At 68.3% G+C, this 25,909-nt stretch carries 24 protein-coding genes and 1 pseudogene; 10 read left to right on the forward strand and 15 right to left on the reverse strand.

All coding sequences use genetic code 11. The features are described from left to right. Entirely contained in the window at positions 1 to 768 is a 768-nt protein-coding gene (locus BST17_RS08035; protein WP_083056900.1) for an SDR family NAD(P)-dependent oxidoreductase, read from the reverse strand. Positions 769 to 878: 110 nt separating this feature from the next. Here BST17_RS08035 and BST17_RS08040 point away from each other — a divergent pair, with 110 nt between their 5' ends. Continuing rightward, entirely contained in the window at positions 879 to 2,411 is a 1,533-nt protein-coding gene (locus BST17_RS08040) for a molybdopterin-dependent oxidoreductase (protein ID WP_083057122.1), read from the forward strand. 98 nt (positions 2,412 to 2,509) lie between these two features. Here BST17_RS08040 and dosR read toward each other — a convergent pair whose 3' ends face one another. The 3 genes from dosR to narJ form a co-directional block, all read right to left on the reverse strand. Then, positions 2,510 to 3,160, reverse strand: coding sequence for a hypoxia response regulator transcription factor DosR/DevR (gene dosR / locus BST17_RS08045; RefSeq protein ID WP_083057123.1), 651 nt, complete (start codon positions 3,158 to 3,160; stop codon positions 2,510 to 2,512). 13 nt (positions 3,161 to 3,173) lie between these two features. Then, positions 3,174 to 3,602, reverse strand: a complete 429-nt coding sequence (locus tag BST17_RS08050; protein ID WP_083056901.1) for a pyridoxamine 5'-phosphate oxidase family protein — start codon at positions 3,600 to 3,602, stop codon at positions 3,174 to 3,176. 84 nt (positions 3,603 to 3,686) lie between these two features. After that, a complete protein-coding gene (gene narJ, locus BST17_RS08055; protein WP_165762235.1) occupies positions 3,687 to 4,304 on the reverse strand; it encodes a nitrate reductase molybdenum cofactor assembly chaperone in 618 nt (205 codons plus the stop codon). A gap of 109 nt (positions 4,305 to 4,413) precedes the next feature. On the opposite strand from narJ, the gene BST17_RS08060 reads away from it, so the two are divergent. Genes BST17_RS08060 through BST17_RS08070 form a run of 3 tightly spaced genes read left to right on the forward strand, consistent with a single transcriptional unit; the run spans position 4,414 to position 8,402 of the window. After that, positions 4,414 to 5,934 carry an ATP-dependent DNA ligase gene (locus BST17_RS08060; protein ID WP_083056905.1) on the forward strand — a complete coding sequence of 507 codons (1,521 nt, stop codon included), beginning with the start codon at positions 4,414 to 4,416 and terminating at the stop codon, positions 5,932 to 5,934. A gap of 45 nt (positions 5,935 to 5,979) precedes the next feature. Continuing rightward, on the forward strand, positions 5,980 to 8,265 hold the full coding sequence (locus BST17_RS08065; protein ID WP_083056907.1) for a carbon starvation CstA family protein: 2,286 nt from the start codon (positions 5,980 to 5,982) through the stop codon (positions 8,263 to 8,265). After that, positions 8,265 to 8,402, forward strand: a complete 138-nt coding sequence (locus BST17_RS08070) for a CstA-like transporter-associated (seleno)protein (RefSeq protein WP_369696354.1) — start codon at positions 8,265 to 8,267, stop codon at positions 8,400 to 8,402. The genes BST17_RS08065 and BST17_RS08070 overlap by 1 nt, the downstream gene beginning before the upstream one ends. A gap of 93 nt (positions 8,403 to 8,495) precedes the next feature. Here BST17_RS08070 and BST17_RS08075 read toward each other — a convergent pair whose 3' ends face one another. Both BST17_RS08075 and BST17_RS08080 read right to left on the reverse strand, forming a co-directional pair. Then, positions 8,496 to 9,728 (reverse strand): cytochrome P450, encoded by a 1,233-nt coding sequence (locus tag BST17_RS08075; RefSeq protein WP_083057124.1) that lies wholly within the window; start codon positions 9,726 to 9,728, stop codon positions 8,496 to 8,498. Positions 9,729 to 9,778: 50 nt separating this feature from the next. Then, positions 9,779 to 10,825 carry an LLM class F420-dependent oxidoreductase gene (locus BST17_RS08080; protein ID WP_083056910.1) on the reverse strand — a complete coding sequence of 349 codons (1,047 nt, stop codon included), beginning with the start codon at positions 10,823 to 10,825 and terminating at the stop codon, positions 9,779 to 9,781. 74 nt (positions 10,826 to 10,899) lie between these two features. Between BST17_RS08080 and BST17_RS08085 the strand changes: the two genes are divergently transcribed. Next, entirely contained in the window at positions 10,900 to 12,396 is a 1,497-nt protein-coding gene (locus tag BST17_RS08085) for an acyl-CoA carboxylase subunit beta (RefSeq protein ID WP_083056912.1), read from the forward strand. 52 nt (positions 12,397 to 12,448) lie between these two features. On the opposite strand, the gene BST17_RS08090 is transcribed toward BST17_RS08085, so the two are convergent. Genes BST17_RS08090 through BST17_RS08100 form a run of 3 tightly spaced genes read right to left on the reverse strand, consistent with a single transcriptional unit; the run spans position 12,449 to position 14,924 of the window. After that, on the reverse strand, positions 12,449 to 13,531 hold the full coding sequence (locus BST17_RS08090) for a TIGR03857 family LLM class F420-dependent oxidoreductase (RefSeq protein WP_234807584.1): 1,083 nt from the start codon (positions 13,529 to 13,531) through the stop codon (positions 12,449 to 12,451). After that, positions 13,528 to 13,899: a nuclear transport factor 2 family protein gene (locus BST17_RS08095; RefSeq protein WP_083056916.1), complete on the reverse strand. Its 372-nt coding sequence runs from the start codon at positions 13,897 to 13,899 to the stop codon at positions 13,528 to 13,530. The genes BST17_RS08090 and BST17_RS08095 overlap by 4 nt, the downstream gene beginning before the upstream one ends. Beyond that, entirely contained in the window at positions 13,896 to 14,924 is a 1,029-nt protein-coding gene (locus BST17_RS08100; protein ID WP_207573590.1) for a phosphotransferase, read from the reverse strand. Before BST17_RS08100 ends, BST17_RS08095 begins: the two co-directional genes overlap by 4 nt. A gap of 64 nt (positions 14,925 to 14,988) precedes the next feature. Here BST17_RS08100 and BST17_RS08105 point away from each other — a divergent pair, with 64 nt between their 5' ends. Then, complete coding sequence (locus BST17_RS08105; protein ID WP_083056917.1) at positions 14,989 to 15,588, forward strand: TetR/AcrR family transcriptional regulator; 600 nt, start codon at positions 14,989 to 14,991, stop codon at positions 15,586 to 15,588. Here the strand turns inward: BST17_RS08105 and BST17_RS08110 are convergent. From BST17_RS08110 to BST17_RS08125, 4 genes and pseudogenes are all read right to left on the reverse strand, one after another. Next, positions 15,576 to 16,676 (reverse strand): alpha/beta hydrolase, encoded by a 1,101-nt coding sequence (locus BST17_RS08110; RefSeq protein WP_083056919.1) that lies wholly within the window; start codon positions 16,674 to 16,676, stop codon positions 15,576 to 15,578. The two genes, BST17_RS08105 and BST17_RS08110, sit on opposite strands and share 13 nt — an antisense overlap. Before the next feature lie 37 nt (positions 16,677 to 16,713). Beyond that, a pseudogene (locus tag BST17_RS08115) lies at positions 16,714 to 16,920 on the reverse strand (FAD-dependent oxidoreductase); the annotation flags it as partial. A gap of 10 nt (positions 16,921 to 16,930) precedes the next feature. Next, complete coding sequence (locus BST17_RS08120) at positions 16,931 to 17,377, reverse strand: nuclear transport factor 2 family protein (protein ID WP_083056922.1); 447 nt, start codon at positions 17,375 to 17,377, stop codon at positions 16,931 to 16,933. Beyond that, positions 17,377 to 18,198, reverse strand: a complete 822-nt coding sequence (locus BST17_RS08125) for a mycofactocin-coupled SDR family oxidoreductase (protein ID WP_083056923.1) — start codon at positions 18,196 to 18,198, stop codon at positions 17,377 to 17,379. The genes BST17_RS08120 and BST17_RS08125 overlap by 1 nt, the downstream gene beginning before the upstream one ends. Before the next feature lie 85 nt (positions 18,199 to 18,283). On the opposite strand from BST17_RS08125, the gene BST17_RS08130 reads away from it, so the two are divergent. The 3 genes from BST17_RS08130 to BST17_RS08140 are packed head-to-tail and all read left to right on the forward strand — an operon-like array spanning position 18,284 to position 21,524. Further along, positions 18,284 to 19,291: an aromatic ring-hydroxylating oxygenase subunit alpha gene (locus BST17_RS08130; RefSeq protein WP_083056925.1), complete on the forward strand. Its 1,008-nt coding sequence runs from the start codon at positions 18,284 to 18,286 to the stop codon at positions 19,289 to 19,291. After that, the gene (locus tag BST17_RS08135) at positions 19,288 to 19,875 is read left to right on the forward strand and encodes a cysteine hydrolase family protein (protein WP_083056927.1); all 588 of its coding nucleotides are present in this window, start codon (positions 19,288 to 19,290) and stop codon (positions 19,873 to 19,875) included. The genes BST17_RS08130 and BST17_RS08135 overlap by 4 nt, the downstream gene beginning before the upstream one ends. Next, positions 19,872 to 21,524 (forward strand): medium-chain acyl-CoA ligase Mig, encoded by a 1,653-nt coding sequence (locus BST17_RS08140; RefSeq protein ID WP_083056929.1) that lies wholly within the window; start codon positions 19,872 to 19,874, stop codon positions 21,522 to 21,524. The genes BST17_RS08135 and BST17_RS08140 overlap by 4 nt, the downstream gene beginning before the upstream one ends. Before the next feature lie 3 nt (positions 21,525 to 21,527). On the opposite strand, the gene BST17_RS08145 is transcribed toward BST17_RS08140, so the two are convergent. Then, positions 21,528 to 23,003, reverse strand: a complete 1,476-nt coding sequence (locus BST17_RS08145; protein WP_109750042.1) for an aldehyde dehydrogenase family protein — start codon at positions 23,001 to 23,003, stop codon at positions 21,528 to 21,530. A 125-nt stretch (positions 23,004 to 23,128) separates the two neighbouring features. On the opposite strand from BST17_RS08145, the gene BST17_RS08150 reads away from it, so the two are divergent. Then, positions 23,129 to 24,352: a cytochrome P450 gene (locus tag BST17_RS08150; protein WP_083056931.1), complete on the forward strand. Its 1,224-nt coding sequence runs from the start codon at positions 23,129 to 23,131 to the stop codon at positions 24,350 to 24,352. 14 nt (positions 24,353 to 24,366) lie between these two features. On the opposite strand, the gene BST17_RS08155 is transcribed toward BST17_RS08150, so the two are convergent. After that, a complete protein-coding gene (locus tag BST17_RS08155; protein WP_083056933.1) occupies positions 24,367 to 25,902 on the reverse strand; it encodes an aldehyde dehydrogenase family protein in 1,536 nt (511 codons plus the stop codon). Positions 25,903 to 25,909: the final 7 nt, after the last annotated feature.

The raw sequence follows: 25,909 nt of genomic DNA on the forward strand, positions 1-25,909 counted from the left end.
CTACTTGGGCGCGAACCGCTGGCCGGCATCCAACCGCAGGCACTGGCCATTGAGCATCGGGTTCTCCACGATGGCCACGGCCAGCTTCGCGTACTCCTCGGGCTTGCCCAGTCGCTTCGGGAAGGCCGCATCCTTGGTCAGCATGGTGGCGAACTCGTCCGGGATGCCCTCGGTCAGGCCGGTGGCGAACAGGCTGGGCGCGATGGCCAGCGCGCGGATCCCGAGGCTGCCGAGGTCGCGCGCCATGGTCAGGCACATCCCGGCGATGGCGGCCTTCGACGCCGTGTACGCCACCTGCCCGATCTGCCCCTCGAACGCCGCGATGGAGGCGGTGTTGATGATGACACCGCGCTCCTCGGCCTCCTCGTCGACGGGCTCGTTCTTGCTCATGTGCCAGGCCGCGAGCCGGCTAATGTTGAAGGTGCCGATCAGGTTCAGATCGATGGACTGGCGGAAGGACTCCAGACTGTGCGGGCCGTCCTTCTTGACGGTGCGCTCGCCGATGCCGCCACCTGCGGTGGTCACCGCGATGTGCAGACCGCCGAGCTCCTCGACGACCTTGGCCAGCACCTGCTCGGTGCCCTCGAAATCGGTGACGTCGACCTCGTGGAACGAGCCGCCGACCTGATCGGCCACGTCCGCCCCCTTGGACTGCGGCCGGTCCAGGATCGCCACGGTGGCGCCCCGCTTGGCCAACGCCTCCACGGTGGCCCGGCCGAAACCGGACGCCCCGCCGACGACGATGGCCTTCTTGCCCGAGATCTCCATCTGGTTGCCTTTCCCATGCCGTTGCACATTGCGCCCTGTTTGTAACGCTACGTCCCGCGGTCACTTTACGGTAAGGCTTTCCGGATCTGCGCTCGGCTAGCGTGGTCTCCGTGGTTTCCATCCCAGCCGGTACCCGCGTCCTGACCGGTATCGCCGCCGCCGCAGTGACCCTTGGTGTCAGTGCGCTCGTCGCGATACCGCTCGGCCCGTCGGCCGATTCCCGCACGGCCGTCGGGTCGACGATCATCGACCGCACGCCCGGGTCGGTGAAGGAATGGGCCATCCAGACCTTCGGCACCGCCGACAAGCTCTTCCTGACCGTCGCGGTCATCGTGGCGATCGTCGTGCTCGCCGGGGTGGCCGGGCTGGCCGAACGTCGCCGGGTGCCCATCGGCAGCCTGATGTTCCTCGCCGCCGGGGTTGCGGGGTGCGCCGCGGTGCTGTCGCGGGCCGGCGCGCGCGGCCTGGACATCGTCCCGACGATCATCGGTGTCCTCGCCGGCATCCTGGTGCTGCGCTTTCTGACCTCGGGACGGCTGCAGGACGGATCGGCCCACGAAGCCGCGGCCGCCGACCCGGGCCGGCGACTGTCACTGGCCGCGCTCGGGCTACTGGGTCTGGGTGTGCTGGGCGGCGCGGTCGGCTCGGTGTGGGCCCGCCGGGTGCACTCGGTTTCCGGTGACCGCGAGGCGTTCATACCGCCGACGGTCAGCGAGCCCGCCCCGCCCATCCCCCCGGACGTGCAGCCCCCCCGTGTCGATGTGACCAGCTTCGTCACCGACAACGACGACTTCTATCGCATCGACACGGCGCTGAGCGTGCCGCAGCTCAACCGGGACGCCTGGAAGCTGCGGATCCACGGCATGGTCGACGAGGAGAAGACCTTCAGCCTCGCCGATCTGGCCCAGTTCGAGCTCATCGAAAAGGTGGTGACGCTGGCCTGCGTCAGCAACCCGGTCGGCGGTGACCTGGTCGGCAACGCGGTGTGGACCGGCTACCGGGTGCGCGACCTGCTGGCCGCCGCCGGGGTGCGCGACGACGCCGACATGGTGCTGTCCACCTCGAGCGACGGGTTCACCGCGGGCACCCCGACCGAGGCGATGACCGATGACCGGGATTCGCTGTTGGCCATCACCATGAACGGCCAGCCGCTGCCCCTGGAGCACGGTTACCCGGCGCGCCTGGTGGTGCCCGGCCTCTACGGCTACGTCTCGGCCACCAAGTGGGTCGTCGACCTGGAGCTGACGAGATTCGATCGCGCCCAGGGGTATTGGACGCCGCTGGGCTGGTCCGAGCGCGGCCCGATCAAGACGCAGTCCCGCATCGACGTACCGCGCAGCGGTCAGGACGTCGCGCCCGGGCCGGTGCGCTTCGGGGGCGTCGCGTGGGCCCAGCAGCGCGGCGTGCGTGCGGTCGAGGTGCGCATCGATGACGGACCCTGGCAGCCCGCCACCCTCGGCGCGGCCTATTCGAACGACACCTGGCGGCTGTGGAGCTTCGACTGGCAGGCCGAGACGCCCGGCCCGCACCGCATCGCCGTCCGCGCCACCGACAACACCGGTGAGGTGCAGACCGAAGAGCGCGCCGATGTCATCCCCGACGGCGCCACCGGCTGGCACACCGTGAGCTTCTCGGTCACCTGACCGCCGGCCGCCCGTTCCCGCCGACCGTGCGTGTCTGCACCTCGACACGCCGCGCCCGCAGCCGACGTCGCGCACGCTCGCACAACGCCGGGAGCGGGTCAGTGTTCCCCGTAGGGACGACCCCGCTGCTCCAACCTGGACGCGAAAACCGCTGCCTGCGTTCGCCGTTGCATCCCGAGCTTGGCCAGCAGCCGCGACACGTAGTTCTTCACCGTCTTCTCGGCCAGGAACATCCGGGCGGCGATCTGGCGGTTGGTCAGGCCCTCGGACAGCAGCTGCAACAGCGTGCGCTCCTGGTCGGTCAGCCCCGTCAGCGGGTCCTGTTCGGCCGCGCCGCGCAGATTGGCCATCAGGGCGGCCGCGGCCCGGTTGTCCAGCAGCGATCGGCCCGCGCCGACATCCTTGATGGCCGCGGCCAGTTCGAGACCCTTGATGTCCTTGACCACATACCCGCTCGCGCCGGCCAGGATGGCGTCGAGCATCGCCTCGTCGGAGGTGAACGACGTCAACATCAGGCAGCGCAGCCCGGGCACTTCCGACAGCAGGTCACGGCACAGCTCGATGCCGTTGCCGTCGGGCAGCCGGACGTCGAGCACCGCGACCTCGGGGCGCACCGCCGGGATGCGGGCCAGCGCCTCGGCGACGGTGCCGGCCTCGCCGACGACCTGCAGCTCCGGATCGGACCCGAGCAGGTCGATCAGACCGCGCCGGACGACCTCGTGATCGTCGACCAGGAACACCTTCACCACGGGCATGGCTCCATCATGGCCGGTATGCCGGTACGGCGTCCTCCAGGAACTGTCTGCCGGTCATCCGGTCGGTCCTGATCCGCACGAAGTGCTCACGCCTGCCCCGCACCCAGGGCTCGATGAAGGTGCCCGCCACAGCGACCAGGTCGTCGACCTCGGTGATGGGCTCGGCAGTGCCGACCACCGTGACGCTCCAGCCGCTGCGCAGATCGGGGTCGAGTTCGTCGGCCTCGAACGCCACCACGTGGTGATCGGTCGCGGCCGCCAACTTGGGGCCGCCGGCCACCCGGATCACCACGTCATCGCGCCAGATCCGGAAGTTGACCGGCTGGATCGCCGGCAGCGCATCCTCGGTGAACACCAGCCGGCCCACCCTGACCTGTTGCAACCGGTCCAGGCACTGTCTGCGGTTGAGGACTTCGAGTTGCTGGGTGTGAGACATCGGGCCACCTCCGGGTTTCTCTGACACACCCAGTGTCGGCCGATCGCGATCCCGATGGCAGGGCCGAAAGTCCCTGATTCGCCGTCAGAGCCCGTTCGGCGCGTGCCGTTTCGATTCGTCGGGCATGTCCTGGACGGACCGCAACAACTCGTCGACCTGCTGCGCGGTCACCTCCGGCAGCGTCGCGCCGACGGCGGTCAGCACGTGGGCGAACGGCGATCCCGCGTCGGCCAGTGTGCGGGCCATCGCCGCCACCGGCACCCGGTACTCGGCCAGCAGCCGGCCGCCCGCCTCCGGATCGACGTGGGCGGCGAACTCCAGCAGCACCGCGAGATGGTCGTGCGCCTCACCGCGCGGCCGTTCCACCCCGGCTGCCCGGTAGGCGCTGGTGAACTCCAGCACATGCCCGACCTGTTCGCGGGTGGTGCCGGCGATCCAGGTGGTCAGCCGCAGGTCCCGATCGATGTTCGGGCCGAAGACCTCGTCATGGGCGCGCGTGACGGCCATCAGGCTCTGCTGTTGCAGACCGGCGATCGCTCGGCCCAGCGGCATCGCCACCGGCCCGTCCAGGTGGCCCAGCATCTCGGCGACCAGGTGCACACGGTCGAAGAACTGGCCGTCCGGTCGGGCCAGCAGCAGCGCAGAACCCTGCCACGCCAGGCGATGCGCGACCATGGTGGAGCGCTTGGCGCGCCGCCTCACGCTCGGCTCCCCCGGGAACGGACAGGTGTCATCCATCAAGCGAACCACTGACGGGGCCGCAAAGCACGCTTTCGCCGGAAATGTCGGTCGGGGGTGGGACGCTGGAGCGGTGTTGCTGGCAGAGATCGCCGCCGCCTCCGACGAGGTCGGCTCCCTACCGTCGCGACTGGCCAAGGTGAATCGGGTCGCGGCGGCGCTGCGCCGCGCCGATGCCGCCGAGGTTGCCGTCGTGGTCGCCTGGCTGTCCGGGGAGCTGCCGCAGCGGCAGATCGGCGTCGGCTGGGCGGGTCTGCGCAGCCTGCCCGCACCGGCGTCGGAGCCCACCCTGACCGTCGCCGCCGTGGACACCGCCCTCACCGAGATCAAGGCGATCGCCGGCAAGGGTTCGCAGGCCCGGCGGGCCGAGCAGGTAGCCGCGCTGTTCACCGCCGCCACCGGTGCCGAACAGCAGTTTCTGCGCCGCCTGCTGTCCGGGGAGCTGCGCCAGGGCGCGTTGGCCGGTGTGATGGCCGACGCGGTGGCCAAGGCCGCCGAGCTGCCGTCCGCCGCGGTCCGGCGCGCCGCGATGCTGGCCGGTGATCTGCCGCTGGTCGCCGCGGCCGCGCTGCACGGCGGAGACCTGTCGCAGTTCACGCTGCAGGTCGGCCGGCCGGTCTCACCGATGCTCGCCCAGACCGCGACCGGGGTCGCCGAGGCGCTGGACAAACTCGGTGGCGAAGGCGTGTTCGAGGCCAAACTGGACGGCGCGCGGGTGCAGATCCATCGGGCCGGCCGGCAGGTCAGCGTGTACACCCGGACCCTCGACGATGTCACCGCGCGGCTGCCCGAGGTGGTCGACGCCGTGCTCGCCCTGCCCGTGACCGATCTGATCGCCGATGCCGAGGCCATCGCGCTGCGCCCCGACGGGCGCCCGCACCGTTTCCAGGTCACCGCGTCCCGCTTCGGCACCCGCTCGGGCGCCCCGCGTGAGGAGCCGCTGTCGGTGTTCTTCTTCGACCTGCTGCACCGCGATGGGATTGACCTGCTCGACCTGCCGCTGACCGAGCGGATGACTGCGCTGCAGCAGGTGGTGCCCGCACAACAGCGGGTGGACCGGTTGGTCACCGCCGATCCGGCCGCCGCGCAACGCTTCCTGGAGACCACGCTGGCCGCCGGCCACGAGGGCGTGATGGCCAAGGCGCCGGGCGCACCGTATGAGGCCGGCCGCCGGGGCGCCGGTTGGCTCAAGGTCAAACCGGTACACACCCTGGACCTGGTGGTGCTGGCCGTCGAATGGGGATCCGGGCGGCGCAGCGGCAAGCTGTCCAACATCCACCTCGGTGCCCGCGACCCCGACACCGGCGGATTTGTGATGCTGGGCAAGACATTCAAGGGGATGACCGACGAGATGCTGGCCTGGCAGACCGCACGGTTCACCGAACTGGCCACCGATGGCACCGACGGTTATGTCGTGCGGGTGCGCCCCGAGCAGGTCGTGGAGATCGCGCTGGACGGCGTGCAATCATCCACACGCTATCCGGCGGGCATGGCGCTGCGGTTCGCCCGCGTCGTGCGGTACCGGGACGACAAGCCCGCCGCGCAGGCCGACACGGTGCACACCGTCCGTGAGCTGTTCGAACGCGGCGGTTGAGGCAAAGTCCCAACGTCACGTTGACGCGGTGCAAGGATCGAACCCATGGGATCACCGACTGCTCCTGACCGGACCGAGGAAACCCGCGGCGACATCACCTTCATCCGCACCGACAAGGACCTGCCGCCGGTCGCCGTCATCGACCGGTCGCCGATCACCACCAAGCACCGGATCATCTTCACCGTCGTCGCGGTGCTCGGCGCCGTCGCGTGGGCCGTCATCGCGTTCTTCCGCGGGGAGACGGTCAACGCGGTGTGGTTCGTCATCGCCGCGATCTGTACCTACGTGATCGGCTTCCGGTTCTACGCCCGCCTGATCGAGATGAAGATCGTCAAACCGCGCGACGACAACGCCACGCCGGCCGAGATCTTCGAGAACGGCACCGATTACATGCCGACCGACCGGCGGGTGCTGTTCGGACACCACTTCGCCGCCATCGCCGGCGCGGGTCCGCTGGTCGGCCCGGTGCTGGCCACCCAGATGGGATTCCTGCCGGGCACCATCTGGATCATCATCGGCGCGCTGGTCGCCGGCTGTGTCCAGGACTATCTGGTGCTGACCATCTCGACGCGCCGGCGCGGCCGCTCGCTGGGCCAGATGGCACGCGATGAACTCGGACCCGTCGGCGGTGTGGCCGCGATCGTCGGCGTGCTGGTGATCATGGTGATCCTGCTGGCCGTGCTGGCGCTGGTCGTCGTCAATGCACTCGCCGAGAGCCCCTGGGGTGTGTTCTCGATCGCGATGACGATCCCGATCGCCATCTTCATGGGCCTGTATCTGCGCTTCCTGCGTCCCGGCCGGGTCTCCGAGGTATCGCTGATCGGCGTGGCGCTGCTGCTGCTGGCCGTGGTGTCGGGCGGCTGGGTCGCCGAAACCTCGTGGGGTGCGGACTGGTTCACGCTGTCGAAGGTGACGCTGTCGTGGTGCATCATCATCTACGGCCTGGCGGCCTCGGTGCTGCCGGTGTGGTTCCTGCTGGCCCCGCGCGACTATCTGTCGACGTTCATGAAGGTCGGCACCATCGCACTGCTGGCCGTCGGCATCCTGCTGGCCCGCCCGCTGATGGAAGCCCCGGCGATCTCGCAGTTCGCCACCCGCGGGGACGGACCGGTGTTCGCCGGCGCGCTGTTCCCCTTCCTGTTCATCACCATCGCCTGCGGCGCCCTGTCGGGTTTCCACTCACTGATCTCCTCGGGCACCACCCCGAAGCTGCTGGAGAAGGAAAGCCAGATGCGCCTCATCGGCTACGGGGGCATGCTCACCGAGTCGTTCGTGGCGATCATGGCGCTCATCACCGCGTGCATCCTGAACCAGCACCTGTACTTCGTGATGAACGCCCCGGCCGCCGCGACCGGTGGCGCCGCCGAGTCGGCTGCCGAATACGTCAACGGCCTGGGCCTGTCCGGTGCCCCGATCACGCCGGCCGAGATCGAGGCCGCCGCACAGGGAGTCGGTGAGGAATCGATCATCTCGCGCACCGGTGGCGCGCCGACGTTGGCCTTCGGCATGTCCGAGGTGCTGCAGGTGTTCGGTGGGTCCGGGCTCAAAGCGTTCTGGTATCACTTCGCGATCATGTTCGAGGCCCTGTTCATCCTGACCACCGTCGACGCCGGCACCCGCGTTGCCCGGTTCATGCTGTCCGATGGACTGGGCAACATCGGCGGCCCGATGAAGAAACTGCGCGACCCGAGCTGGCGCGTCGGCGCCTGGGTCTGCAGTGTCATCGTCGTCGCGGCGTGGGGATCGATCCTGTTGATGGGCGTCACCGACCCGCTGGGCGGTATCAATACGCTGTTCCCGCTGTTCGGTATCGCCAACCAGCTGCTGGCCGCCATCGCCCTCACGGTGGTCACCGTGGTGGTCATCAAGAAGGGTCTGCTGAAATGGGCGTGGATACCCGGGCTGCCGTTGGCCTGGGACCTGATCGTCACGATGACCGCGTCCTGGCAGAAGATCTTCTCCGCCGACCCGAAGGTCGGCTACTGGAAACAGCATTCGCAGTACGTCGCGGCCAAGGAGGCGGGCGAGTCGTCGTTCGGCGCGGCCAAGACGCCGGATCAGATCGATGCGGTGATCCGCAATACGTTCATCCAGGGATCGCTGTCGATCATCTTCGCGGTGCTGGTGCTGATCGTCGTCGCGGCCGGCGTGGTGATGGTGGTCCGGCACCTGCGCGGCGGTGGCAGTCCCACCACCGAGGACGACCCGGTGCCGTCGCGCATCTTCGCCCCGTCCGGGCTGATTCCCACCGAGGCCGAGAAGGAGGTGCAGAAACAATGGGACGCCTTGCCACCCTCGCACGCCAGATCAGTTGGTACTGGTCATCATTGATGGGCGATAACCACTACCGCCGCTATACCGAGCATCTCGCGCGCCGGCACCCCGATGCGCCGGTGCCGACCGAGCGGGAGTATTGGCGGATGCGGCATGCCGCCACCGAGGCCAACCCGCAATCCCGCTGCTGCTGACCCGCCCCCTCCCCCTTCCCTTCCGGCGAGCGTGCGTGTCTGCACCCCGACACGCCGCGTGCCGAGCGAAGTTTCCGCACGCTCGCCGGGAGGTCAGCGCACCCGGTACCGCAGCGGTAGGTGCTTGAGCCCGCCGACAAATGTCGTGGCCATGTGCTGGGCGGGTCCGGCGAGTTCGACCGACTCCAGCCGCGGCAGCAGGGCCGAGAAGAAGCTGTTGATCTCGAGACGGGCCAGCGCGGCGCCGAGGCAGAAGTGCACCCCGTAGCCGAACGCGATGTGCCTGTTGGGGTCTCGGCCGATGTCGAAGCGGAACGGCTCGTCGAACACGTCCTCGTCGCGGTTGCCCGACACGTAGGACAGCAGCACCGAGTCCCCCGCCGCGATCTGCGTGCCGCGGATCTCGTGGTCCCGCTGCGCCGTGCGCATGAACTCCTTCACCGGAGTGGTCCAACGGATCATCTCCTCGACCGCCAGCGGCATCAGGTCCGGGTTGTCGCGCAGCCGCGCCAGCTGATCCGGATGCTCGACGAGCGCGTGCATCCCGCCTGAGATGCCGGCGCTCGACGTGTCATGGCCGGCGGCGGCGAGAATGGCGTAGTACGAAACGGTTTCGATATCGTCGAGCGGTTTGCCGTCGATGGTCGCGTTGGCGATCGTCGACGCCAGATCGTCGGTCGGGTCGGCCCGGCGCGACGCCGTCAGCTCGGTGAAGTAGCCGAACATCTCCAGCAGGGCACCCATGCTCTCCTCCATGCTGCCGCGCTGCATCTCCTCGTCATCGCTGCCGAAGAGTTCCTGCGTCCAGCGCAGCATCCGGCCGAAGTCGGATTCCGGCACCCCGAGCAGGGTCATGATCATGTAGAGCGGATAGTTGACCGCCACCTGCTGCACGAAATCGCATTCCGGCCCCTGGGCGGCCATCCGATCCACGAACTGCACGGCGAGCAGGTCGGCGCGCTCCTTGAGTGCGCGCATGGCCTTGGGCCGGAACCAGTTCGCGCCGATGGCACGGAAGTGGCGGTGCTGCGGATCGTCCATGTGGATCAGGGTCTTGATGCCGACGGCGGCCTGCTGCTCGTCACCCTGTCTGGTCACCAGCACCGGCCGCGGCGAGTTGGTGAAGACATCGTTGGCCCGCTCGATCTCCATGATGTCGGCATGCTTGGTGATCGCCCAGAACGGCGCGTAATCGGGCACCTCGACCCAGCAGACCGGCGCGTGCGTGCGCAGGTGGGTCAGCGCGGCGTGCAGCCCGGCCTCGTCGGTGTAGGCCTTCGGGTCGGCCAGACATTTGCCCGCGTCGTCCATGGTGGGTGTGCTCATCGGCGACTCCTCGCGGTCGGTCCTGCACGACGCCGAGCTGATCCGATCCGTCATCGAGCGCTCCCCACCGGCGCCTTGCGGACATCGTCGAGCACGGTGGCGATGGCCTCCTCCGACATTCCCGGCGGGAACCCGGGTAGCACCCGGTCGATGGCCCCTGCACACCGGCGCACCAAAGCGTCTGCAACCGACGATAATTCAGCAACCACAGCGAAGGTGTTCAACACCTCGTCATCGACCAGGGTGGCCATGGTGTCCCACTCGCCAAGCCGCGACAGCCGGTGCAGTTCGGTGTGCAGGTCGCCCCAGCCGTGCAGGTCGAGCACCTTGCGGTAGGCGGGGGTGGAACCATAGAAGGCCAGCTGTTTACGGCTGGCCGCCGCGGAGGCCTCGAATTGCTGCTCGTTCTCGCCGGTCACCACGAACACCGGGCAGGACAACTCGAACTCGGAACGGGCGCGGCCGGCCTCGGCCAGCCCGATCTGCAACGCCGGCGTGGTCACCTCGTCGAGGTAGCGGCGGGTGGTGAAGGCGTGGGCGATCAGCCCGTCGGCCACCGACCCGGTCATCGTCGTCATCGCCTCGCCGACGGCGGCGATGAAGACCTTGGGTGTGCCGTGCGGTTGCGGCTCCGGGGTGAACATCGGCGTCATGAGCGTGTGCGTATAGAACTCACCCTCGAAGCTCAACCGAGTGCCGTCCTGCCAGGTGGTCCAGATGGCCTGCAGCGCAGCGACGAACTCACGCATCCGCGCCACCGGACGACTCCATGGCATACCGAACCGCTTCTCGATGTGCGCCTGCACCTGGGTGCCGAGTCCGAGGATGAATCGGCCCTGCGCGTAGGCATTCAGATCCCAGCCGAGGTTGGCCACGATCATCGGATTGCGCGCAAATGCCACCGCGATGCTGGTGCCGACCTGCAGCCGGGTGGTGTGTTCGGCGGCCAGCAACAGCGGCAGGAACGGGTCGTGCGCCAGCTCGCCCGTCCAGCAGCCGTCATATCCCTGTCGTTCGATCTCCCGTGCCCGCGCGGGCACCACGCTGAGGTCGCTCGGGATACCGCGATCGATGCTCAGCCGGGCGGAACTACCCATGCCGGGAACGCTACAGTAAGCAATTCAGTATGGTCAACGTACCGCTGGCGGCTCTGAAGAGACAGGATCGGTGCATGACGAACTCCTCCGACTGGCGCGACACCCTCTACGACCTCGACGGGCGCCGCAGGCACACCCTGGCCATGGGCGGGCCCGAGCGCGTCGCCAAGCACCACGCCAAAGGGAAGCTGGATGTCCGCGCCCGCATCGACCGGTTGCTGGACCCCGGGACCTTCCGCGAATTCGGCATGCTGGCCGGCGGTGACATCGCCGCCGACGGGATCGTCACCGGTTCCGGGCTGATCGACGGCGCACCGGTGATGGTCGGCGCCGAGGACTTCACCACCCTGGCCGGCAGCATCGGCTCCACCGGTAACGCCAAACGCTACCGTCTCGCCGAACTCGCTGTGCGCGACAAGATCCCGCTGGTGATGCTCCTGGAGGGCGCCGGGTTTCGGCCCACCGGAAGCCATTACGGGCGCACCCCCACCGACCTCATCGCCCAGGCGCAGTGCTCGGGCCGGGTGCCCACCGTGGCCGCCATCCTGGGACCGTCGGCCGGGCACGGCGCGTTGGTGGCACCGGTCAGCGACTTCCGGATCATGAGTTCGGCCGGCGCCATCTTCACCGCGGGCCCGCCGGTGGTGCGCGAGTCCACCGGCGAGGACATCAGCAAGGAAGATCTCGGCGGCCCGAAGGTCGCTCTGCACAGCGGTGTGGTGCACAACCACGGCGAGGACGACGCGGCCGTCATCGACGATATCCGCCGGTACCTGTCCTACTTCCCCTCCAGCGCATGGTCCTACCCGGAACCGCTGCCCTTTGACGACGACGCGCAACCGCGACCCACCCCGGAACTGCTCGACATCATCTCCCGCGACAACCGCCGGGTCTACAACATGCGCTCCGTGCTCGACATCATCTTCGACAACACCGACTGGTTCGAGATCCAGCCGCAGTTCGGCAAGGCCATCATCTGCGCGCTGGCCCACCTGGGCGGCCATCCGGTCGCGGTGGTGGCCAACCAGCCCAACGTGCTGGCCGGCTCGATCGACGCCGACGCCGCCGACAAGGCGGCCCATTTCATCATGGTGGCCGACTCGTTCCATCTGCCCCTGGTATTCCTGGCCGACAATCCGGGCATGTTGCCGGGCAGTCGGTCCGAGCAATCGGGCGTGCTGCGGGCCGGGGCCCGGATGTTCGCGGCGCAGACCGCGGCGACGACGTTGAAGCTGCACGTGACGCTGCGCAAGGCCTACGGTTTCGGATCGATGGTGATGTCGCTGTTGGGTTTCGACGGCCAGGAGGCGACGTTCGCGTTCCCGGGCGCGACGATGGGTGCGATGAGCGCCGCCGCGCTGTCCAGGGCATCGCACGCCGAGGAGGACCTGTCGGCCAAACTGCGCGATGCCGAGCTGACCGCGTCGTACCGGTCGGCCGACCATCTGGGCTTCGACGAACTGATCGACCCGCGCGAGACGCGTGATCAGTTGCTCGATGCGCTACGCCGGGGGCTGCGGGCCCGCCAGGTCGCCGCCGAGCCGGTGCAGCGAACCGTCATCCTGCCCTAGCGATTTTGTGGAGCCGCCGTCGGAATGGTGCCGACGACGAGAACGCCACACGTCACGCATCGGTGGCGCGGTAGGCCGCCACGATCGGTTCCAGCTCATCCGGGGTCGCGCCGTGCATGATCACCGCGTCGGCGCCATAGTCGAACTCCTTGCGCACCCTGTCCACGCACTGCCGGGCCGTTCCAGTCGCCGACGGTTCCAGCCACTCGTCCGGGATCAGTGTCGCGATGTGCTCGATCTGCTCGGGGGTGGCCTTGTGGTCGATACCGCCGCCGATCGACTGGACGACGGCGTCATCGCGGAATCGTTGCAGCACAGCAGGATCCCACTTGTTCGTGCTGACCAGCAGGTCACCATAGCCTTGCAGGTAGGTGGCCAGCCGGGCCACCGTCTTCTTCAGCCGCAATTCCTCGGGCAGGTGGTCGCCGACGGTGGCGAAACACGACCACACCCGCACGCTCGCCGGATCGCGGCCGGCCTGCTCGGCGGCATCCTTGACCGTCTTCACCGCGCGCTGCAGCGTTTCCGGGGTGAAGTAGGTGTGCAGGATGACGTCGTCGAATTCGCGACCGCCGAGGGCCAGGGTCTGCGGCCCGAACGCGACGATGGCCAGCCGGATGTCCTCGCGGAAATCGGGATCCAGGAACAGCAGCTGGTATTTCCCGATCGGGCCGTCATGATCGAAGATCAGCTCGCCGTGCCACAGCCGGCGCATCACCTGGGCGAAGTCCTCCATCTGGGCGGTCGTCACCGCCGGGACCCCGAACGCGCCGTACATGGCGGCGATCCCCCGGCCCAGACCGAGTGTGAACCGCCCGCCCGAGAGCCGGTGCATCGTCGTGGCCCACGACCCGGTGATCAGCGGATGCCGGGTGTTGTGATTGGTCGCGGCGGTGGCGATCTGCATGCGCTCGGTGACGGCCAGGGCGGCACCGGTCAGCGAGGAGGCCTCCTTGACGTTCCAGCGCTCGGAGATGAACCCGGTACCGAACCCGAGCTCCTCCCCACGCCGGGCCTCGTCCATCAGGGCGGCGGGTCCTTCACCGCCGGCGCCGGCCAACAGGTAGAAACCGAGTTCATCGAGTACCTCGGTGCCGGTCCCCATGTCGCGTCGCTCCTGCCCGCTGGCCGTCATGCCCAAACTCCTTGCTCGTAGCCACAATTCCACACCTCGGTGATCCGGCCGTCGATTACCCGGAAGATCTCCATGGCGGCGATCGTCGTCTCGGTGCCGTCCTTGAGCGTCATCGGCGACTGATAGACGATCGCCACATGTTCGCCGTCGTCACCGGCGACCACCAGGTTCAGGTCGAAGCGGATGGTCTCGAACATCGCCCAGTGATTCACCACCCGGTCCACGGCCTCCCGATGGCTGAGCACGGTTGCCGCCCCGACACCGTGCCGAATCACGCGTTCGCCCAACAATTCCTCGGCCAGCGCGAAGTCGCGATGGTTCCAGACCACCAGGTTGTACTGCTCGACCACCTCCCGCGCGGTCCTCATGTGAAGGCGCCCAGCGCGTCGACGTCATCGATCGCCGCGACGGCCCGGTCGATCAGGGTCAGGCAGAGGCGTTGCGATCGCTCCGGGGCGACATCCCAGGTCAGCAGCGCCACCACGGGCATGTACAGCAACAGTGCCGTCGCCAGCCGGTAGTGCTGCCAGGCGCGCTGGTACGGATAGTCGGGCACCAGCGCGACGTACTCGCCGACCAACTCCTCGTCCCGGCCGCGTCGCACCTCGGTCGGCAGACCCTGGCTGACCAAATATGCGATGTCCGCGGCGCCGGCGCCACGAACGCTCAACTGGAAATCGACCAGCTTCAGCTCGTCGCCTCGGAAGAACATGTTGTCGGCCCGGATGTCGCCGTGCAGCAACGTGTTTGGTTCGGCGAGGGCCGTCAGTGCATGCGGGGCGATATCAGCGAACCGTTCGGCGAAGCGCGCGACCCCGGCCGGTACCGGCTGCTCGGCGTGCTCGCGATAGAGCTGCCAGCCCGGTCCGAACGCGGGCAGGAAGAGGTCTCGGGTCAGCGTGCTGTCGAGGCTCGGGAAGTTGCCCAGCACCGCCGGGTCGGCGGTCGCGGACCACGCATGCAGACCGGCGAGTTCCCGAATGCAACGGCGGGCGCGATCCAGGCTCAGTCCGGCCAGGTGGTCGGCGTTGTCCCAGTCGCGCAGGTCCTCCAGAACCAGGACGAAGTCCTGACCGGACAGCAGGGCGGCGTGAGCGCGGGCCGTGCCGATCGGTGCCGCGACCGCGATCTCACGGTAGAAGCGCACCTCGCGTTCGTAGCCACCGAGCATCTCCATACCACCGCGGGCCACCGACTCGGCGGGCAGCTTGACGATCACTGTCTCGGGCCCGTCGCCGCGCAGATGCATCCGGTAGAGGTTGGCCGAGAATCCGGTGTCCTGCGCGATGCGCTCGGCGCGGACCGCATTCACCGCGACGCCGAGGACCTCGCCGAGCCAGCGGGCGGTGATCTGATCGATGGAGGTCGGCACGGCCACCGCGGGTGACGTCATCGTCGACCTCCAATTATTTGACGCTGAACAAGTAAGTTAGTTGTCGGGCGTCTAATATGCAAGGGTGGTTCAACGCCTGACCCAGCCCGAGCGCGTCGAACAATCCGCGCGCCGGTTGCTGCAGGCTGCCGCCGAGCTCATCGTCGAAAAGGGCTGGGAGGCAACGACAGCCGCCGAGATCGGCCGACGTGCCGGCTACAGCCGGGCCATGGTGCACGCCCGCTACGGCAGCAAGGACGCCATCCTGGACGCGTTCCAGCAGGTGTACGTGGCGCGACTGAACCCCGATCCTGAACCGGCCGCCAGCGGACTGCAGCAGGTGCTGGCACACTTCGACCGGGTTCAGGAGATACATGCCGAGGATGCCGCCGTCACCCGAGCCATGTTCGTCTCGGCCTTCGAGGCGGTGAAGACGAGTTCGCCGCTGCGCACCGCGGTCCGCGAGCAACTCGGCGCCGCGGCACAGAAGGTGGCCGCCGGGGTGCGCACCGGTATCGCCGACGGCTCGCTGCGCCCCGATATCGACGGTGACGCCGCGGTCCGCGATATCACCGGGTCCATCTTCGGCATCGCGTTCCAGTGGGTGGTACTGCCCGAGGACCACGACCTCGCCCACGAGATCGACTGTGTGCGAGAACGGATCGTGGCAACCTACCGGAGCTGACCGCGCAGGAACCGTTCGGTTGTCGTCTGCACGCCGCCGGCGAACAGGTGTCCGACATGGCTGCCGTCGTGCCAGTACAACTCGCCACCCCAGCGTTCGTGCATGGCCAGAGCCGAACTGCGCATGGCCATCTGGTCATGCCAGGCGCCGACGATCAAGCGGCGAGCCGTCCGTGGCGTGGTGGCCAGCGGATCGATCACCGAGGTCAGCGCCGCGACCGTGTCCGACTGCAGTTGACTGGCCGCCTCCCGGCCGGGTGCGCCCCAGCGACCGAGGTGCAGCCCGATCATCGCGTTGAGCCCGAGTATCGGCGTGTACAACGCGACGGCACCGACGGCAGATTCCAGATGCGCCACGAGTGCGGCGACCGCGCTGCCCAGGGAGAGTCCACCGACGGCGACCGGGCCGGATTCGGCTGCCAGCCAACGGATCAGCGCGCGCACCTCGGACACCACCCGCATGGTGCCCGCGACATTGGCCAGCGGATCGCGGGCCGGATACTCCGGCCATTCCCGTCGGCGCACGCCGTGGCCGGGTTGCACCGGCAATGCCACGTTGAAGCCGAGCGCACCGAGTCTGCGCACCCGGGCCACCATCAGATCCATCGGGTCACCCTGACCGGCCCCGTGAATCCAGACCACCCACGGCCGGTCGGGTCCGGTCCGGTACAGCCGAGCCCGCGCCGTCGCCGGTCCACCGTGGCCATCGGCGAGCAGAGACGGTGGCAGCACCGGATCGTGCTGATAGCTCAGTTCCTCGAACCGTAGCGCGCCGAAACTGCGCGGCTGCAGCGCGCCGACCTGCAACGGTGGCGGATCGTGGTGTGCACCCGCCAGGGTCAGCGACCCGAGTTCGGCGGCGGCATCGGCGTAGCAGGCCACGGGTCGTGGCAGCTGCGGCGGCGGACCGGTCAACGTCATCCCGGTGACCACCAGCTCGTCGAGGGCGACCTCGCCGAGCTGGCGCCACCCGGTCGGGGTGAAACGCCGCCAGTCCCCGGATGCGTGCAACGCGCCCACCGAGCGCGGCAGCACACCGGAGAGCTCCCAGGCGATCTGGGTGGCCCTACGCAAGGGTGAACCCCGCATAACCGTCTGCGGCGATCTCGTCGCAGCGCCGCCGGTATTCCGGGATGCCCGCGGTATAGCGGTAGGAGTATTCGATGCTCTCGATATCGCAGCGCGCACCCGGGTAGCGGTTGACCAGCCAGGTGCCGCCGACGGCATCCGCCCTCTCCAGGACCGTGACCCGCAGTCCCGCATCCCGAAGCTTGTGCAGCGCATACAAACCGGAGAAGCCGGCTCCGATGACGGCGACGTCCAGGTCGGTCATACCGGCCTCGTCACCGGCTATCGCCGGCCTGGGTGAACCGCAAGATGGTGCGCGTCAGATGCAGACTGGTGATCACCCAGTCTCCGGCGCGTTTCTCGTACGTCTCGTGGTAATGCCCGGCGCCGAACAGTTCGCCGCCGTCGGCGAAGAGCAGCAGGTCCTCCATCGCCCAGATGGCGGATGCGGTGGTGTCGGAGGTCAGCGTGATCTCGGGCGTGTGCACATGGTGTTTGGTCTGCGCGTGTTCGACGCCGCCGAGCACCACGGGGACGAACTCGTCGAGACCGTGCAGCGGCGGCGCGGTCTGGCCGTCGGCGCCCCCGGAGGAGATGGCCATGTCCAACTTCACCACCACGTCCTCGGCGAACAGCCGCTTCCACGCCTCATAGTCCTTGGTGTCCAGGAGACGGCAATACCGGGCCTTGAGCTGACGGATTGCCTCCAGATCGTCGGTCATCAGAATTGCGCCATTCCGTTGTCGATGGACAGCGCGACCGCGCTGATGTGTCGGGCCTCGTCGGAGGCCAGCCAGGCCGCCGAGGCCGCGATGTCCTCGGGTTCGACGATCCAGTTCGGGGTGAAAGGCGTGCCCATCTGCACCAGTGCCGGGTTGGTCTCGAACGCCTTGTTCAGCGCGACGACCATGTCGCCGGTCCCCATCGCGGTGGCCACCGGCCCGGGGTGCAGGCTGTTGACCCGGATGTGATGCCTACCGAGTTCGGCGGCGAACGCCCGCGCCATGCCCGTGACGGCGTGCTTGCTCGCGGTGTAATGCACCATGAACGCCTGCATCTTCACTCCCGCAAGCGAACTGACCAGGATGACCGAGCCACCGCGGCCCCCGTCGATGATGTGCTGGGCCCCGGCCATCACGGTGTTCCAGGTACCGGTGACATTGATGTCGATGGTGTCGCGGAAGGATTCGGGGGTGATGTCGTTCCACGCCTCGGGAATGGTGATCCCGGCGTTGGCCACGATCACATCCAGTCGGCCGAGTTCGGCGACACCGTCGTCGACCGCGGCTTTCAGCCCGTCGAAGTCGCGCACATCGACGGCGCGGTGGAATATCCGCCGGCCGGTGGCCTTGACCAGGTCGACGGTTTCGGCGAACTCGTCGGGGGTGGCCGACAGATAGGGCACCTTGGGCGGTAGCGGTCCGGCGATGTCGACCGCGATGATGTCGGCGCCCTCGTTGGCCATCCGGACGGCGTGCGCGCGGCCCTGGCCACGGGCGGCTCCGGTGATGAACGCGACCTTGTCTGTCAACAACCCCGGCATTGCACTCCTCTACATTTCACGGCAGTCCGCCGACGATACTACTGTAAGCTGTTCAGTATCTGGCTCGGATCCGGAGGGCGCACCCGTGGAAGTTCCGTTCACCTGGAAGGTCACCGGCTGGTTCATGATCGGCTGGTCGGCCGAGTTCGTCGCCGGGGAGTCCCGGTCATTGCGCTACTTCGGCGAGGACCTGGTCGCCTGGCGCGACGCGGCCGGCGTGCTGCACCTGATGGAGGGGCACTGCAAGCATCTCGGGGCGCACCTGGGCCATGGCGGGAGAATCGTCGGTGACTGCGTGGAATGCCCGTTCCACGGCTGGCGGTGGGGCCCGGATGGCGCCAACACCTACATCCCCTACCAACCCGACAAGCCCAACCGCGGGCTCAGGCTGCGGGTCTACCCGATCCAGGAGCAGCACGGCTGCGTGTTCATGTGGTACCAACCGCACGGCGAACCGCCGCAGTGGGCACTGCCCGACATCTTCGACAAGTTTCCCCAGTTCCCCACCGACCCGGACACTTTCTACCGGCCCTACCCGGAGTTCTCCCGATTCGCCGAGAACGAGCCGGTGCACCCGCAGATCGTCGCCGAAAACGGACCCGACAGTGCCCATTTCCGCTACGTGCACCGCGCCACCGTCACCCCGGTGTGCCTGGACTGGAAGGTGGTCGACAACGAGTGGCAGTTCCTGACGGGCTGGCCCGACGCCCGTAGCGACGACCCCGACAAGATGGCGCTCTACATCCACAGCCACTTCTCCGGCCTCGGCTTCGCGATCAGCGCCTTCGAGGGCGCCGCCGATCACCGACTGATCTTCGCCTGTACACCGGTCGACGACCATGTTTCGAACATGTTCTATTCGATCTGGTGGCCCAAGGAACCCGGCGAGTGTTCCGACATCCCGCCCGAGCACGTCCGCGCGCGTGTGGAGAAGCAGTACCTCGTGACGGTGTGGGACGACCTGGACATCTGGCGCCACCAGAAGTATGTCGAGCGGCCGTCGCTGTCCAAGATCGACGCGAAACCCTATATGGCCATGCGTAAGTGGGCGCAGCAGTTCTACGAAGTTCCCGCCGCCGGCCTGCCCGTATGACGACCGCGGTCGTCACCCAGGAATTGCAGGGTGCGGTGGTCGGCCCGAATGCCGGCCTCGCGGTGCTGGCCCGCGAGGCGCAGCGGTTCGCGCTGCCCAACATCGCGCGACTGCTGCCGGCGGCCCGGGCCGCCGGGCACCAGGTCGTGCACTGTCTGGTCCAGCGCCGCCCAGACGGCCGCGGTTCCAACCACAACGCCCGGCTGTTCGCCGCGGGTAAGCGCGCCGTGGACATCGCCCCCGGCAGCGAGGGCGCCACGCTGCTACCCGAATTCGGTCCGGAGCCCGAGGATCTGGTGCTGACGCGCCGGCACGGCGTGGGACCGATGGGCGGTACCGATCTGGACGCGGTGTTGCGCAATCTGGGTATCACGACCATCGTCGCCGTCGGGGTCTCGTTGAACATCGCGATCCCCAACCTGGTGATGGACGCAGTCAATGCCGGCTACCGCGTGGTGCTGCCCCGCGACGCGGTCGCCGGTTTCCCCGCCGAATACGGCCAGGCCGTCATCGACAACAGCCTGTCCCTGCTGGCCACCATCACCACCACCGATGAACTCCTCGACCAGTGGAGGACGATATGACCGAGTACGCCGTCGCCGCCGTCGCAGAGGCTGTCGCCGCGGCCGTCCCGGACCGGACCCTGGTGATCCAGGGTGACCGTCGCGTCAGCTACGCCCAGATCGTGGACCGCTCGCAGCGGCTGGCGGCATATCTGCACGCGCAGGGGCTCGGCTGCCACACCGATCGCGCATCGTTGTCCGGCCACCAGGTGGGCCAGGATCTGCTGGGCATCTACGCCCACAACGCACCGGAGTTCGTCGAGGGCCTGCTCGGGTGCTTCCGCGCCCGGGTGGCACCGTTCAACGTCAACTACCGATACGTGGCCGCCGAATTGCAGTATCTGCTGGCCGATTCGGCGGCCTCCGCGCTGCTGTACCACGCCGCATTCGCGCCCCGGGTCGCCGAAATCCGCGACGGCCTCCCGAACCTGCGGGTGCTCATCCAGATCGCCGATGACTCCGGCAACGAATTGCTGCCCGGCGCCGTGGATTATGAGTCGATCGTCACCGCCGACGTGCCGGCGCCTCCGGTGCGGCCCTGCCCCGATGACCTCTACGTCCTCTACACCGGCGGCACGACGGGTATGCCCAAGGGCGTGCTGTGGCGCCAGCACGACATCTTCATGGCGGCCTTCGGAGGTCGCAACATGGTCACCGGTGAATGCGCCGCCTCCGTCGACGAGATCGTCGCGCGGGTGATCGAGAACCCGGGCACCAGGCTGCTCATCCTGCCCCCGCTCATCCACGGTGCCGCGCAATGGGCCGCGATGACGGCGATCACCACCGGTCAGACCCTCGTCTTCGCGGGCACCGTGGACCGCTTCGACGCCGAGGAGGTGGTGCGCACCATCGAACGTGAGCAGGTGGCGGTCGCCACCGTTGTCGGTGACGCGATGGCCCGGCCGCTGCTGGCCGCCATCGCCGGCGGCACGGCCGATGTGTCGTCGCTGGCCGTGGTCGCCAACGGCGGCGCGCAACTCACCCCGTACGTCAAACAGAAGCTGATCGACGCCAAACCCGGTCTCATCGTGATCGACGGGGTCGGGTCCTCGGAGACCGGCGCCCAGATGAGTCACATGTCGGCTCCCGGGGCGGTCTCGACCGGTACGTTCACCGCCGGCCCGGACACCTGCGTGGTGGCCGAGGATCTGAGCGCCGTGCTGGAACCCGCCCATGACGGACTCGGCTGGCTGGCACAGCGCGGCTTCGTCCCGTTGGGCTACAAGGGCGATGCCGCCAAGACCGCGGCGACCTTTCCGGTGATCGGCGGTGTCCGGTTCGCGGTGCCCGGCGACCGCGCCCGGCATCTCGGAAGTGGCGCAATCGAATTGCTCGGCCGCGACTCGGTCACCATCAATTCCGGTGGTGAGAAGATCTTCGCCGAGGAGGTCGAGTCGGCGATCGCCTCTCATCCAGCGGTCGCCGATGTCGTGGTGGCCGGCCGGCCCAGTGAGCGCTGGGGCGCCGAGGTGGTGGCCGTGGTGGCGCTCGCCGACGGCGCCGCGGCCGGCGCCGATGAGCTCATCAGGCACGCCGAGACGTCCATCGCCCGATACAAATTGCCCAAGGACATCGTCTTCCGTCCGGTGATCGTGCGCAGCCCGGCGGGCAAGGCGGACTATCGCTGGGCGCGCGAGCAGGTGACCCGGGCGGGCGCAGCGAATCGATGACGCTCAGCGACTCCGCAGCCTGCGCCGGGTCCGGCGGCGCGCCAACCCCAGTGACATGTCGGCATACATCCGCATCCCCCGCCGGAACGGTGGAGCGGCCGACCCGGTCAAGCTGAACGGCAGATCGGTGCCCACCACGGTGCGGTGGTGACTGAACGTGTCGAAACCGGCCTTGCCGTGGTAGGAGCCCATCCCGCTGCGCCCGACACCGCCGAACGGCGCGGCCGACGGGACCATCTGTGCGGCAAAGTCGTTGCGAGCGACGCCGCCACTGCGGGTGTTGGCCACGAAGTCACGGAAGCCGGCCCCATCGGGCCCGAACCAGTAGGCGACCAGCGGCGCCGGCCGGGCATTGATGTAGGCGATGACCTCGTCCGGGCCGGCGTAACCGAGGACCGACAGCACGGGGCCGAAGACCTCCTCGGATGCGATGGCCATCGAATCGTCGACCCCGGTGAGCAGGGTCGGCGCGATCTTGCGGCTCGCGCGATGCGGTAACGCCTCCCCGGCCGGGTTGACCGTCCGCACGGTCGCCCCGCGGTCACGGGCATCCTCGATCAGGCGGACCACGCGGTCGAAGTTCGCCCGGTCCACGCTGGAGCAGTAGTCGTCGTTGTCGACGATGCCGGCGAACATGGACTGCCATGTCGCCGTGACGGTCTCGACGAACTCCGCGATCCGGGAGTGCGGGACGAACACGTAGTCCGGACATACACAGACCTGCCCGCCGTTGACCATGCGGGCCCGGGCGATTCGCGCGGCCGACCGGTGCAGGTCCGCATCGGGCGCGACGACGACGGGATTTTTGCCACCCAGTTCCAATGTCACCGGCACCAGATTGGCCGCCGCGGCGCGCTGCACCAGCGATCCGACCGCCGGCGAGCCGGTGAAGAACAGGTGGTCGAAGGGCAGTGCGGCGAACTCCGCCGCGACATCGGGTCCGCCGACGACGACGGCGAGTTCGGTCTGGTCGAAGTAGCGCGGGGCCAGCGCGGCCATCAGATCCGCAGTCCGGGAGGTCACCTCGGACATCTTGATCATCACCCGGTTACCCGCCGCGAAGGCGGCCGCGGCCGGGAGCACCACCAGGTTCAACGGGAAGTTCCACGGCCCGATGATCCCGATGACACCCAGCGGCGCGGGTTCGACCTCGGCGCACAGCCCGGCCGGGCGCATGGCGCGCATCAGCTTGGTGGCGCGCATCCATTGCCGCACATGCGCTCTGGTGTGTTCGATCACCGGGATCATCCCGACCACCTCGGTGAACAGCGATGCCGCGCGTGATCGGGTGCCGAAATCGGCGGCCATCGCGTCGACGAAGGCATCGGTGTTGTCCAGCACCAGAGCCAGCAGCCGGTCGATGCGATTGCGCCGCAGCGCGACATCGGGCGGGCCCGCCTCGACAAAAGCCCGCCGCTGCCGTTGCAGCACGGCATGGGGACTCGTGCCGGGCTCGACCCGCTCCTCGGTTGCGCTCATGGGCTTCAACTCCCTCCGGTACTGGCCACCCGGCGGCGCCGAACCGTCGATCCGATCGGACCGGGCATGTTACTGTAAGCCATACAGTATCAAGTTGGAGTCCGGCATGGAGGCAGGTGCGACGCGTGGACAGCCAAACGCAGGACGATCTGGACCTGGCAGCCGAACTGGGCGACACCTTCAGTCTGTTGCGGGATCCGTATCCGTACTTCGCCGCCCACCGGTCCCGACACGGTGTCTTCGAGGGCAGCGTGATGGACTGGTCGAAGACGCCCGACGAGTTCCGCCCGCGGCATCAGTACGCGGCAGTGTCGTTCGACGCGGTCAACACCGTGTTCCGGGACTCGAAGTCGTTCAACTCCAAGATCTATGACGACACCATCGGCCTGTTCATCGGTCCGTCCATCCTCGCGATGGAAGGTCCGTTGCACAGAGCGCACCGCAACCTGGTCACCACCGCCTTCAAGGCCAAGTCACTCAAACGGTGGGAGCCCGAGATCGTCCGCCCCATCTGCGAGCGGTTGATCGACGAGTTCATCGACACCGGCCGGGCAGATCTGGTCCGCGACTTCACCTTCGAGTTCCCCACCCGGGTCATCTCCACCCTGCTCGGACTACCCGAGGAGGATCTCGCCTGGTTCCGCGGCCGGGCGGTCGAGCTGATCAGCTATCACGTCAAGTACAAGCGGGCCTTCGAAGCCTCGGCGGCGCTCAAGGACTACTTTCTGAACCAGATCGAGTTGCGCCGCTCGGCGCCTACCGACGACATCATCGGTGATCTGGTGACCGCCGAGGTCGACGGCGAGAAGCTCACCGATGAAGAGATCTATTCGTTTCTGCGCTTGCTGCTCCCGGCCGGCCTGGAGACCACCTTCCGGTCCTCGGGCAACCTGTTGTATCTCCTACTCACCCACCCCGACCAATTCGCCGCGGTAGAGCGCGATCACGATCTCATCGGCGCGGCCATCGAGGAGGGGCTGCGCTATGAGACTCCGCTGACCACCGTGCAACGCTCGGCATCGGTGGATACCGAACTGGGCGGTGTCGCACTGCCCGCCGGCGCGGTGATCGACGTGTGCATCGGCTCGGCCAACCGCGACGAGAACCGGTGGGTGCGCTCCGAGGAATTCGACATCTTCCGGGACAGGGTCCCGCACATCACCTTCGCCGCGGGTGAGCACACCTGCCTGGGTCTGCACCTGGCCCGGATGGAGACCCGGGTCGCCATCGAAAGCCTGCTGAGCCGGATCGAGAACATCCGGCTCGACACCACCGAGGATCCGCACATCTTCGGTCAGCCCTTCCGCTCCCCCACCGCGGTGCCGGTGACCTTCGACCCGATCCGCTGACGACGTGACCCGGCCTACCCCTGACGCGGTAGCCGCCAGCCGATGGTCTTGGTCTCGGTGTACTGCGCGAAACCCTCGATGCCACATTGCCTTCCGACACCGCTGTTCTTGTAGCCGCCGAACGGCGCATCAGCCCCGTAGTACATGCCGCCGTTGACGCCGATCGCGCCGGTGCGGATCCGGCGGGCGATACCCATCGCCCGCTCGGGCGATCGGGACACCACGGCCCCGGCCAGCCCGAACGCACTGTCGTTGGCGATGCGCACCGCCTCCCCGTCATCGTCGAACGGGATCAGCACCAGCACCGGGCCGAACACCTCGTCCCGGGCGATCGACGATCCCGGTTCGGCGCCGACGATGAGCGTCGGTGCCACGAAATGACCACCGGCCAGATGGTCGGGCAGTCCGTCGGGTTCACCACCACCGACGACGATCCGCGCACCGTCGCGTCGGGCCCGCTCGACCGCGTCGAGCACCCGTTGTTTCTGCGTGGCGCTGATGAGCGGGCCGACCAGGGTGCTGGGCAGCGCCGGGTCACCCACCGGGACACCGCCGAACGCATGCGTCACGGTCGCCACCGCCTCGTCGAACAGGCTGCGGTGTACCAACATCCGGGTGTTCGCCGCGCACGCCTGGCCGGCGTGCACGCACGCCCCGATCGCGCCGGGGACGATGTGCGCCGGGTTGGCGTCCGCCAGCACGATCATCGCCGACTTGCCGCCGAGTTCGAGGAAGGTGCGCTTCATGGTGTCCGCGCCGACGCGCATCAGGTGCCGACCCACCGCGGTCGACCCGGTGAATGACACCATGTCCACCCGCGGATCGGTGCCGAGCAGGCCGGCGACCTCATTGGACGGTGTCGGAACGACATTGACCACACCCGCCGGGATGTCGGTGCGCTCGGCAATCAATCGGCCCAGCCGGGTGGCATTCCACGGCGTGTGCGGATCCGGTTTGAGTACCACGGTGTTCCCGGCAGCCAGCGCCGGGCCGAGCTTGTTGAGGATCACCTCGATCGGGAAGTTGGACGGGGTGATCGCGGCGACGACACCGACCGGTTCCTTGACCACGGTGCGGGCGTTGCGGTCACCGAACAACCCGCCCCCGTCCAACCGCCGCTCCCATTCGAAGTCGTCGATCAGGCGGGCCGGGTAACGCAGCGCATCGGCCAATGGCCAGTCCAACTGGGCATTCTCGGTTGTCATCACCGGACAACCGACCTCGGCGATCAACTCCGCCCGCAGGTCCTCCTGCTCGGACTCGATCGCGTCCTGCATCTGCAGCAGGGTGCGCCGGCGCAGCGCGCGGTTGGTGGCCCAGTCGGTGGTGTCGAAGGCACGGCGTGCGGCACCGATCGCGGCGTCCATGTCCTCGGGTCCGGCGGCCGCGGTCGTCCCGAGCAGCCGCCCGGTCGCGGGGCTGAGGTTGTCGAACTCGGCGCCCGAGGCCGCGGACACCAGCGCCCCGTCGATCAGCATCCGCTTCTCGGCGCGCGCGCCCACCCGGCTGCCGAGCTGCACGCTCGACGGATCGGCCACGACTTCGCTCATCACGACC

The organism is Mycolicibacterium bacteremicum (assembly GCF_002086115.1).
GTDB lineage: Bacteria > Actinomycetota > Actinomycetes > Mycobacteriales > Mycobacteriaceae > Mycobacterium > Mycobacterium bacteremicum.